The organism is Clostridium sp. Marseille-P2415 (assembly GCF_900155545.1).
Classification (GTDB): domain Bacteria; phylum Bacillota; class Clostridia; order Lachnospirales; family Lachnospiraceae; genus Lacrimispora.
In genome coordinates, this window is the sequence record NZ_LT732526.1 from 379,818 (window position 1) to 390,676 (window position 10,859).

Sequence of the window (10,859 nt, forward strand, 5' to 3'; positions counted from 1 at the left end):
GGTGAAGGATGCAAATAATGCAGAGAAACAGGGGACAGATCTGGATTTACTGAATAAGATGAAAAAGCTGCCTGGTGGTCTGGTTATCATACCATTGGTAATGGCTGTTTTAATTGCAACATTTTTTCCGCAGGCATTTCAGATCGGAGGATATGTAACGGCTTTGTTCTATCAGGGGAACGCTGCCATGATGGGGTTGTTCCTGATCGTTTGCGGATCATCCATTAATATCAGGCAGGTTGGAATGCCCCTTTATAAAGGCATCACCCTGACTGGGATCAAATTTATTTTTGGTGTTGTGATCGGATTGCTGGTGGGAAAATTATGCGGTGTGAACGGTTTCCTGGGAATCGCTCCCTTTGTATGGATCGCTGCCATTACAAACTCAAACGGATCCTTATATATTTCGTTATCCTCACAGTTTGGCAATGCGACGGACACAGGCGCGATTTCCGTACTATCCTTAAATGACGGACCGTTCTTTACCCTGATCGCATTGGGGGCAACAGGACTTGCTTCGATTCCGATCAACAGCCTGGTCGCAACCATAATCCCCATATTGATCGGTTTTATCTGGGGAAATATCGACAAAGAGTTCCGCAGGGTGTGTGCCACCGCACAGCCGATCATCACATTCTTTATGACCATTTCAATCGGAGCGAAAACGGATATGAAAACAATCATAACAGCCGGCGCTTCCGGAATCATACTTGGCCTTATATCTGCGGCTACTGCAGTGGTGTTCTTTTTATTGTTTAATCTTCTTCTTCCAAAGAAGGAGAGAAACGCTATGGGAGCGGCAATCGGTACCACAGCCTTAAATTCCGCCATGACACCGGCTGCCGTTGCCGAGGCAGATCCAACCATGGCCCAGTACACAGAAATGGCAACCGCTCAATGTGCCACAGCTTCCATCATAACCTTGTTCCTGTGTCCGTTTATTGTGGCCTTTTTTGACAACATGATGAGAAAGAGGAAAGCAGGAATCTATTCTCCGGAAGGCTGGGCGGCTGCTAAAGCGAAATAAAATCATAAGGGGGCAGGTTTTAAGTCTTAAGCAGGCGGATTGGAGGTATCTATGAAAATTAACGTCAGAATGAAAAGTGAGTTTCTCTATGATTTATTGTTGTTCCATACTTATTCAAAATTTTCAGGCTTTCTGATAAATGTACTTGGTCTTTCCGTCATGATCACAGGCGGGATCCTGCTTGGCATGGATAAAATAGAAGTCCCCCAGGCAGTCATGTATGCAGCTGCAGGTATGCTGTTTTTATCTTATACACCCTTTACCCTAAAGATGAGAGCCAGGAAAATGATGATGGCTCCCTGCTATCAGCAGGAAATCTCCTATGTATTCCATGAACAAGGGATCTCGGAACGGATTCTGGAACGTGAGAACAGCTATTCCTGGAGTCAGGTTGAAAAAGCCATTTCAACTCCAAAGGACATTGCCTTTTATGTCGGCAAAGAGGAAGCGCTCATATTACCGAAGGAAAGCTTTGGAGAATTCTTTATACCGGTAATGAAGCTGATTGCAGAAAATGTGACAAGAGATAAAATTTATATCAGATAGGAGTTTTTATGAAGAATCTTTTGATAGCCCAGTCCGGAGGGCCTACGGCAGCGATCAATGCAAGCCTGGCGGGAGTCATGGAAGCCGCACTCATTAGTGCTGGGGTGGATGGCATTTATGGTGCGGTCAATGGAATCCAGGGGGTGTTTGAAGAGAAAATCATTGACTTAAAAGAAGCAGTAAAGAGCGCCATGGATATTGAACTGCTTTGCCAGACCCCTTCCTCTGCTCTGGGGTCCTGCCGTTTCATCCTGAAACCCTGGAAGGAACAGGAAGGACAGTATGAGGAATTTATCCGCATCATGAGGAAATACAGCATCTCCTATTTTATTTATATCGGGGGAAATGATTCCATGGATACGGTTTATAAGCTTTCCGAATACTGCAGGGAAAAACAGATCGAAGATATCATGGTTGCAGGAGTGCCGAAAACCATTGATAATGATCTTGCAGAAACGGACCATTGTCCGGGGTTTGGTTCGGCGGCGAAATATATCGCAACTACGTTTGCAGAACTGGAGAGGGATATATCCGTTTATCCTGTACCGGCTATTACCATTGTGGAGGTCATGGGAAGAAATGCCGGCTGGCTCACTGCGGCATCGGCTCTATCCAGGATAAACGGCGGAGCAGGGCCGGAATTGATTTATTTGTGTGAACATGTTTTCAGCAAGGAGAAATTTCTTTCCGATGTAAAAGAAGCCATGGAACGGAAAAAAGCACTTCTGATCGCGGTCAGCGAAGGACTGAAGGACCGAAACGGCAAGTATATATCGGAAGAAGCACAATCGGATATGGCGGATGCCTTTGGCCACAAATATATTTCCGGAACAGGCAGGATACTGGAATCGCTTATCCGTGAAAAAATCGGGTGCAAAGTAAGGTCAGTTGAATTGAACTTAATGCAGCGCTGCGCTGCCCATGTCGCCAGCGATACGGATTTAAAGGAAGCCAGAATGCTTGGCGGGAAAGCTCTGCAGTGTGCGGTGGAGGGAAAAAACGGAGTAATGGCGTCCATCCGGAGGCTGGGTTCCAGCCCTTATGCCGTGGAGTATACATCGGTTCCGGTGGGCCGCGTAGCCAACCGCGAAAAAAAGGTTCCGGCTGAAATGATACATGAAAATGGTCATGATATTACTGATGAAATGATGCAATATCTGCTCCCTCTGATACAGGGGGAAGCGAATGTCATGTATGTGAATGGAATTCCTTCCCATATCATCATCTGAAAAGAGAGAAGCCAGGTTGCTGATGGCACTTTTCCGGTTGAAAATAAAAAGAAAATGTGTCAAAATAAATGAGGAACGGTCGGAATACCGCTCCTCATTTCTGCTTATGATATGATATAATTAAGCATGTCCGTATAAATAAGAAATGATATCGAACAATTATCTGCTCGAATCAATAGAATAAAGGAAAGGAATCAGTGATTATGAACCAGAAGGAAAGAATGCTTGCAGGACTGCCTTACAAAGCCTGGCTGGATGGACTCAGTGAAGAGAGAATGGAGAATAAGCTTAAGATTTATGAGTATAATTCGCTGCGCCCGGATGAAGAAGAAAAAAAGGATGGATTAATTCGGCGTATTCTTGGAAAAGTAGGAGAGAATGTCCACATTGAAGCGCCGTTTCGTTGTGATTATGGAACGAATATCGAGGTTGGAAACAACTTTTTTGCCAATTACAATTGTACGATCCTTGATGTCGGCAAGGTGGTGATCGGTGATAATGTGATGTTCGCACCCAATGTTTCAATTTATACCGCTGGCCACCCGGTTCATCCGGATTCCAGGAATTCGGGGTATGAATACGGGATCGCAGTTATCATAGGGGACAATGTGTGGATCGGAGGCAATGTCATCATTAATCCCGGGGTTACCATAGGAAACAATGTGGTGATCGGCGCGGGCAGTGTTGTGACCAGGGATATACCGGATAATATGATTGCTGTGGGAAGCCCTTGCAGGGTAATCCGGGAGATCGTGGAGGAGGACCGGAAATATTATTATAAGGATAGAGAATTTGATGTACAGGACTATCGGTAATGCAGGAAAAGGAAAAGGCAGGCCTGCCTTTTCCTTCTGATATGCCGGTATATGTTTCATGTATTATCCGAATATAACGGGAAATGGTTAAAACGTTTTCCCCAGTCTTTCTGCGGTCTCAAGCGCGGAAGTGTTTCTGATATCACTTCTTGCATTAACGCCGGGTACGGCCAGGATCCCTCTGTCAGTCCATTTTTGATAAGCGGCTATGCTTTTATAGGTAGCGGTTATGCCATCAAAATCAGCGGTATCTCCTGTTTCTCCGCATGTAAGAAGCATACACTCTTTGATTTTTATGTACTGGTTATCCGAGCATAAAACGGTCATGCGGTTCAATGAGCTCAAGCGATGTATCGGTACCATTTCATTTAAGACGCTGAGTACCACGCTGAAGGAAATGGAAGCGGACCAGCTGATCATCCGGACGGAATATCCTCAGATTCCGCCAAAAGTGGAATACTGTTTATCCGAGAGAGGAAAGTCGCTAATACCTGTTCTGGATATGATGTGCGTCTGGGGCAGTGAGAACAGGATCTAGGCGGCATCTGCTTTTTTAAAATGATTTTCTTCGCACATAATAAAATTTTACCAAAAGCGTATACTAATGACAGGACAGATGCACAAGCGGAAGAAAATTAATTTAAGGAGGCGGCAATGATGAAAAAGTTGTTTGATTATGCAAACATATATGTTCAAAGGTGTGAGTTAAAGGATTTCGCACTTTTAAAGATATGCCTGTGTGCAGTAGGGATCATGATAGGATTATCAATTCCTGAGAAAAAGAGGAAATGGCCTCTTGCAGCAGCGGGTGTTGTTTTTGTATTCAGCTATATACTGCTTATGGCGGAATTTATAAAGATTGCAGTGGATGAAAAAATGGGAAGCTGATTGTAATTGGCGCGAGGCTGGTTATATCCGTATGCTTGATGAAGCAAAGATACGGATATAACCAGTTTTTTTATTGCTGTTAATAATAAATCTGCCGGTGACCGTCAATGCTCTCCTGCAGGGAGCGTTTCAAATAACTGACCGCTCCGGAAAAGTCCCGTTCTTCAATATGGGTACAAAGTTCATTTGTATTTTCATACAGTGCAGGAACTCCGTATAATGCGCAAAAGCGCAGCCACAGGGTACAGGTCAGTGATTTAAAAGAACGAAAGATTAACGGCAGCAGGGAATTGCCGGAAAACAGCGCAAGATGATGATGAAATGAAAATGCCTGATCTACGGCGTATTCCGGGTGATTGATACGGCCGATTTCTTCGGTGAAGGCGCGAAGCTGTGCGATTTCCTGATCCGTGATGCGCGCCGCAAAAAGTTCGATGGCCAGCGTATCCAGAGCAATACGGAGCTCTAAAATGGAACGGACTTCCTCTCGCCGCAAGATGCCGCCATTATAATTAACGATTGATAAAAAGGTGTCAATGGTACCATCCTTCCGGTAATCGGCTACAAAAATACCTAAGCGTGGACGGATCACGAGAAAACCCTTGCCGGCCAGTTCTGCGATTCCGGCGTTGACCACCGAGCGGCTGACCTGCATGGATGAGGCAAGTTCCCTCTCGGGAGGAAGTCTGGTGCCCACCGGCAGGCGGCCGGAGAGAATGTAAGACTCCAGTTCTTTTATAAAAAGTTCTTTCAATGTAGGTGCGCTAAGCTTTCTGAATTCCATCATAAATGATCCCCCGCTGCTATTTTATTGTCACTGGTATGACCAATGACCACAACCATTATTTTACAGTTATCCTATACAAAAAGCAAGGGCTAAATCTGTTGAATATCCTGATTTTAGAACAATATATCAAATCGTCTTTGACATTCAAATTAAGAAAGCGTTAAAATATAAACAAATATTTTACTTTTGGTATGACCAGAAGAAGTCGCCAAAGGTTTACATGATGGAGGTATGAAAATGTTTGTATTTCATTATGGTGAGGGAGCTTCCCTCAGTTCTTCGCTGCTTGCATGGCTTTGTGTTTTTGCTGCGTTATTCCTTTTCAATGAGGTGTCCCGCCGTTATAAGGTCATGGGGGTCCTTTTTTTTGTTGTGATGCCGGTTGTTTTATCGGCCCTTTGGTTCACGGTTTTGAGAAAGAGAACCTATACCGACTGGTTCCACCTTGCCAAGGTCTATTCTGCAACAGCGGGCTGCATCGGCTTTTGGCTGATCCGCTATTTTGTGAGAAAACGCAGGGATGGAACGGTCTGGCGTCTTGCCGACAGCCGCATTGCACTGTGTTTCCCGCCTTTGATACTGGCTGTTAACATCCTGGAGGCTGTTACCCGGGATATACAAGTGGGAATTACCTGTCAATTGATGTCACAGGAGGTGACCGCTGACGTGCCGGTTCTTCTGATGGGAGGTCCCTGGAATTTTATGAATGCGGCTGCAGGACTGCTTAATATCGTCACCATAACCGGGTGGTCCGGCATCTGTCTCCGTAAGGTTACGAAAAAAGACGGCAGCCGGGATATGCTCTGGCCGGATATGCTGTGGTTCTGGATTGCAGCTTACGATCTGTGGAATTTTGCTTACACCTATAACTGCCTGCCCCATCATGCGTGGTATTGCGGCCTTGCCCTGCTGCTGGCACCCACCGTCTGCTCATTTACCATTGGAAAAGGGGCATGGCTGCAGCACCGGGCGCATACGCTGGCATTGTGGTGCATGTTTGCCCAGACGTTTCCGATGTTTCAGGATACCGGACGCTTCCGGGTCGATTCCACCTATAATCCAGGGATTTATTTTGCAGTCAGCCTGACCGCATTGCTGTTCAATGCCGGCGTTACAATTTATATGGTTTACAAAGCACGAAAGAGTCACCGGAACCCTTATACCCAGGAACTCTATATTGATTTAAAAGCCTATCATACCGTAAAAATTCTGGCAGAAGAATCAGCAGCGGCAAGATAACAGAAAGGAGGAGAAACGGGCATGAATGACTTACGAATACTGGAGATCAAAAAGAGCGTGTACGCAGATAATGACCGTGAGGCAGATAAACTGCGGTGTGAGCTGAAAGAGCAGGGCGTATTTCTGCTTAACTTAATGTCCTCTCCCGGAGCGGGGAAGACAACAACTCTGCGGGGGACCCTGGAACGGTTGAAACATGAGTTTTCCATCGGAGTTATGGAAGCGGACATTGATTCTGATGTAGATGCGCGTGCCATAGAAGAGACCGGTGTAAAGGTCATACAGCTGCACACCGGCGGTATGTGTCATCTGGATGCAGGCATGACGAGGCAGGGGCTTACAGGCCTTGGCACAGTTGGGCTTGACCTCGCTATTCTGGAAAATGTGGGAAACCTTGTCTGCCCGGCTGAGTTTGATACCGGAGCGGTGAAAAACGCCATGATTTTGTCAGTGCCGGAGGGGGACGACAAACCGCTTAAATATCCGCTCATGTTCAGCGTCTGCCAGGTGGTCCTGATCAATAAAATTGATGTGCTGCCTTATTTTGATTTCAATCTTAAAGCAGTACGTGAACGGATCAGGGAGCGGAACCCAGGTGCAAAAGTGATCCCGATTTCCGCCCGTACCGGAGAAGGAATGGACGAATGGGCCGGCTGGCTGCGCGATGAGGTAAGGAGGTTCCTTTGAATATGGCTGAAAAAACAATAAAACCTTCCACCGTGGACAGAAATGAAAAATACATCGGGAATCCTAAAATTCTTGCTTTGGCAAATCACATTGGACGAAAGAAACCGGGGGCGAAAGACGCTTATGATTACAATGCACCCGAATACCGGATCCTGGAGCCGGTAGTTACCGATTCCATGGCTGATATCTGCATGGCCATGGCCATTCGCGAGAAGGTAACTGCCGAAACGGTTGCGGGACGCTTAAAGAAACCGGCAGAGGAATGCCACCGGCTCCTTCTGGAGCTTGCGGATATTGGCGTGTGCTTTGTCAATACCATAGAAGGAAAGGATACCTTCTGGTATGATACCTGGGTACCGGGCATTATGGAGATGATGACAAATCACCCCACCAATCCCATCAGGTATCCGCAGATCCCAGAGGCATTTGAAGCCTACGGCCGCATCCGCGGCGGAAAGACCGCAGGAATGACACCGGTGGGAATCGGCCTCATGCGGGTGATCCCTATTGAAAAAGCCATAAGCGGCGAGAGCCGCCGGGCTTCCTATGAAGAGTTATCAAAGCATATTGATGAGCATGACATTTTTTCCGTGTCCAACTGTTCCTGCCGTACGGTGCGGGAGATCATGGGAGAGGGCTGCGGACATTTAAAGGAGGATATGTGCATCCAGATGGGGCATGCAGCCGAATATTACATACGGACCGGGCGGGGAAGAAAGGTGGAAAAAGAAGAAGTCTGCCAGATCCTGCACCGGGCAGAGGAAAACGGCCTGATGCATGAGATACCGAACCTGGACGGAGACGGCAGGACTCACGCCATCTGCAACTGCTGCGGATGCGGCTGTCTTTCCATGCGGACCGCACAGATGTTTCTGAATGCCGATATGGTCCGGTCAAACTATATCTCACAGATTGACCGGGAAAAATGTGTGGCCTGCGGACAATGTGTGGAAAACTGCCCGGTCAATGCACTTGTGCTCGGCCAGAAGATCTGTTCAACAAAGCCGGTGATAAACAGGATCGTACGTGAGGAAACACCCCGGAATACGGAATGGACGCCGGAGCGCTGGAATACAGAGTACCGCACCAACCGGAAAAATGTTGTTGATACCGGCACTTCTCCCTGTAAAACCCAATGCCCTGCGCACATTGCAGTACAGGGATACATAAAGCTTGCCGCCCAGGGACGGTATACCGAAGCACTGGAACTGATTAAAAAGGAAAACCCGTTCCCTGCTGTCTGCGGAAGCATCTGTAACCGCCGGTGTGAATCGGCCTGTACCCGGGGAGACATTGATGAACCCGTAGCAATTGATGAGATTAAAAAATTTATCGCTTATCAGGACTTAAATGAAGCCCGTTGTTTTGTTCCGGAAAAACGCCACAGCTATGGCCGGCCCATAGCTGTGGTCGGAGCAGGTCCGGCCGGCCTTTCCTGTGCCTATTTTCTTGCAGTGGATGGATATAAGGTGACCGTGTTTGAAAAGGAAAAGGAGCCAGGCGGGATGCTGATGATGGGAATCCCGTCCTTCCGTTTGGGAAAAGACGTGGTTCATGCAGAAATCAATGTACTCCGCAAGCTGGGCGTGGAATTCAAAACAGGCGTGGAAGTGGGAAGGGATATTACCATCGGGCAGCTGCGCAGACAGGGATTTGAGGCTTTTTACCTGGCAATCGGCGCTCAGGAAGGCCGCGGTCTTGGGATAGAAGGCGAAGAAGCCGGGGGGGTATATTCCGGCATTGATTTTATCCGCCGTATAAACCGTCTGGAAGATGTGAAGCTGTTTGGGAAGGCCATTGTGATCGGCGGCGGAAACGTGGCAATAGATGTTGCGCGCACGGCTGCCCGTGCGGAGGCTGAAAACGTGGAGCTTTACTGTCTTGAGAGCCCGGAGGAAATGCCGGCCTCACATGATGAACTGGAGGAGGCAAAGGAAGAAAACATAGGGATTCATAATGGCTGGGGCCCGGTCCGGATTATTGCGGAAAACGGACGGGTTACGGGGGTTGAGTTCCGGCGCTGTGTATCGGTGTTTGATAAAAACGGCCGTTTTACGCCTGTGTTCGATGATCGTGATACTATGATAGCGGAAGCTGACTGGGTATTGCTTTCCGTCGGTCAGACCATAAGCTGGGGCAATCTGCTTAAAGGCACAGGGATTGTCTGCAATCCTGACGGTACCATAAAGGCCGACCCCTTTACTTACCAGACTGATGAGCCGGATATCTTTGCCGGCGGAGACGCGTTTACCGGCCCCGGATTTGCCATTGATGCGATTGCGGCGGGTAAGCAGGGAGCGGTTTCCATCCACCGGTTTGTACAGCCGGGCCAGAGCCTCGTCATTGGACGGGACCGCCGTGAATATAAGTCCCTGGATAAAGATTCCCTTGTATTGGAGACCTATGACCGCATGCCCCGTCAGAAGGTCAGACAAAAGGCAAATCCTCACAGCTTCTCCGATGAACGCGGTACCTTTACCGAAGAGCAGGTACAAAAAGAGACGGAACGCTGCCTGGGCTGCGGGGCCGCAGTGGTGGATGAATTCCTGTGCGTAGGCTGCGGCCAGTGTACCACCAAGTGTAAATTTGATGCAATCTCACTGATACGCCGATATGACGGGGAAGGCGTATCCCTGCTGGATATGAAAAAAGCGGTTTTGCCCCATGTGGTAAAACGCAGAGCGAAAATAACCATGAAAAAAATTCGTAAGGCAATGAGCAGACAGGAGGCGTTCCATGCATGAGTTGGGTATTATCGCTGAGGTAGTGCGCGTGGTAGAGAATATCGCCCGCGAGCAGCAGCTGACAAAGGTGGAAACGCTGGTGCTGCAGATCGGCGAGCTGGCTTCGGTGGTACCTTATTATGTGGAGCAGTGTTATCCCGCCGCTGTTTACGGCACGCTGCTGGAAAACACCCGTCTGGAGATTGAAATCATTCCGGGAAATGGACGATGCTGCCAATGCGGTAAAGTATTCCATGTCCTGGAGAACTTACATAAATGCCCTGTTTGCGGGAGTACTTCCTGGGAATTGCTTGGCGGACGGGAGTTTATGATTAAAGAAATTGTGGCCTGTTAATGGAGTGCAGAAAAGCCGGTGTAAGGAGTTGATTTTTATCAAACTTTTATGCTGGCTTTTTTACTACCGGAAAATAGCGTAAGATAGCGGTAAAAAAAGATTGACAAGAAAAATATTGAGGTGTAATATAAAACCAATATATCGATACGATATATATATGATCGATATAAAATAGACAAAGGAGGCAATTATGCTAGAATTCATAATTCTTGGATTCCTCATGAACGGTGAAAAAAGCGGATATGACTTAAAGCAATGGATGACTTATTCAACATCCTATTTCTTTGATGCGAGCTTTGGAAGTATCTATCCGGCGCTAAAGAGGCTGGAGAGTAAGCGCCTGGTTCTGTTTCATGAATCTGTTGAGGGGAGTAAGTATAAGAAGGTATACCGGATCACCGAGAGCGGAAAAGAAGCTTTTTTGAATTGGGTTGCGGAACCGGTCCTTTTCGAAAAGTCAAGACAAGACCATTTGGTAAAGATTTTCTTTTATGAATTTTTGCCCAAAGAAAATGCAATTGCCAATTTAAAAGCTCTTGTTAAAATGATTGAACCCGTTGTAA

At 47.2% G+C, this 10,859-nt stretch carries 12 protein-coding genes and 1 pseudogene; 11 read left to right on the top strand and 2 right to left on the bottom strand.

Features of this window, described 5'->3' with window-relative positions; all coding sequences use genetic code 11:
* Position 1 precedes the first annotated feature (1 nt).
* From BQ9856_RS06675 to BQ9856_RS06690, 4 genes are all read left to right on the top strand, one after another.
* Positions 2 to 1,027 (top strand): 2-keto-3-deoxygluconate permease, encoded by a 1,026-nt coding sequence (locus BQ9856_RS06675; protein ID WP_442855496.1) that lies wholly within the window; start codon positions 2 to 4, stop codon positions 1,025 to 1,027.
* A gap of 51 nt (positions 1,028 to 1,078) precedes the next feature.
* Complete coding sequence (locus BQ9856_RS06680; protein WP_077610340.1) at positions 1,079 to 1,573, top strand: YcxB family protein; 495 nt, start codon at positions 1,079 to 1,081, stop codon at positions 1,571 to 1,573.
* 8 nt (positions 1,574 to 1,581) lie between these two features.
* Positions 1,582 to 2,802 carry a 6-phosphofructokinase gene (locus tag BQ9856_RS06685; protein ID WP_077610341.1) on the top strand — a complete coding sequence of 407 codons (1,221 nt, stop codon included), beginning with the start codon at positions 1,582 to 1,584 and terminating at the stop codon, positions 2,800 to 2,802.
* Between the two features lie 203 nt (positions 2,803 to 3,005).
* Positions 3,006 to 3,617: a sugar O-acetyltransferase gene (locus BQ9856_RS06690; RefSeq protein WP_077610342.1), complete on the top strand. Its 612-nt coding sequence runs from the start codon at positions 3,006 to 3,008 to the stop codon at positions 3,615 to 3,617.
* Positions 3,618 to 3,704: 87 nt separating this feature from the next.
* Here the strand turns inward: BQ9856_RS06690 and BQ9856_RS25675 are convergent, their stop codons facing one another.
* Positions 3,705 to 4,037, bottom strand: a complete 333-nt coding sequence (locus BQ9856_RS25675; protein ID WP_442855606.1) for a hypothetical protein — start codon at positions 4,035 to 4,037, stop codon at positions 3,705 to 3,707.
* On the opposite strand from BQ9856_RS25675, the pseudogene BQ9856_RS06700 reads away from it, so the two are divergent.
* Positions 3,937 to 4,155, top strand: a pseudogene (locus BQ9856_RS06700) (winged helix-turn-helix transcriptional regulator); the annotation flags it as partial. The gene BQ9856_RS25675 and the pseudogene BQ9856_RS06700 overlap by 101 nt on opposite strands.
* Before the next feature lie 116 nt (positions 4,156 to 4,271).
* Complete coding sequence (locus BQ9856_RS06705) at positions 4,272 to 4,505, top strand: permease of phosphate ABC transporter (RefSeq protein WP_328587236.1); 234 nt, start codon at positions 4,272 to 4,274, stop codon at positions 4,503 to 4,505.
* A gap of 79 nt (positions 4,506 to 4,584) precedes the next feature.
* Here BQ9856_RS06705 and BQ9856_RS06710 read toward each other — a convergent pair whose 3' ends face one another.
* Entirely contained in the window at positions 4,585 to 5,292 is a 708-nt protein-coding gene (locus BQ9856_RS06710) for a FadR/GntR family transcriptional regulator (RefSeq protein WP_328587237.1), read from the bottom strand.
* Between the two features lie 237 nt (positions 5,293 to 5,529).
* Here BQ9856_RS06710 and BQ9856_RS06715 point away from each other — a divergent pair, with 237 nt between their 5' ends.
* From BQ9856_RS06715 to BQ9856_RS06735, 5 genes are all read left to right on the top strand, one after another.
* Positions 5,530 to 6,531 carry a DUF5692 family protein gene (locus BQ9856_RS06715; RefSeq protein ID WP_077610346.1) on the top strand — a complete coding sequence of 334 codons (1,002 nt, stop codon included), beginning with the start codon at positions 5,530 to 5,532 and terminating at the stop codon, positions 6,529 to 6,531.
* Between the two features lie 21 nt (positions 6,532 to 6,552).
* On the top strand, positions 6,553 to 7,218 hold the full coding sequence (hypB, locus tag BQ9856_RS06720) for a hydrogenase nickel incorporation protein HypB (RefSeq protein ID WP_077610347.1): 666 nt from the start codon (positions 6,553 to 6,555) through the stop codon (positions 7,216 to 7,218).
* 53 nt (positions 7,219 to 7,271) lie between these two features.
* Positions 7,272 to 9,962: an FAD-dependent oxidoreductase gene (locus tag BQ9856_RS06725; protein WP_139348762.1), complete on the top strand. Its 2,691-nt coding sequence runs from the start codon at positions 7,272 to 7,274 to the stop codon at positions 9,960 to 9,962.
* The gene (locus BQ9856_RS06730; RefSeq protein ID WP_077610349.1) at positions 9,955 to 10,296 is read left to right on the top strand and encodes a hydrogenase maturation nickel metallochaperone HypA/HybF; all 342 of its coding nucleotides are present in this window, start codon (positions 9,955 to 9,957) and stop codon (positions 10,294 to 10,296) included. Before BQ9856_RS06725 ends, BQ9856_RS06730 begins: the two co-directional genes overlap by 8 nt.
* Positions 10,297 to 10,486: 190 nt before the next feature.
* On the top strand, positions 10,487 to 10,859 hold a 373-nt coding region (locus BQ9856_RS06735; protein ID WP_077610350.1), incomplete at its 3' end, for a PadR family transcriptional regulator.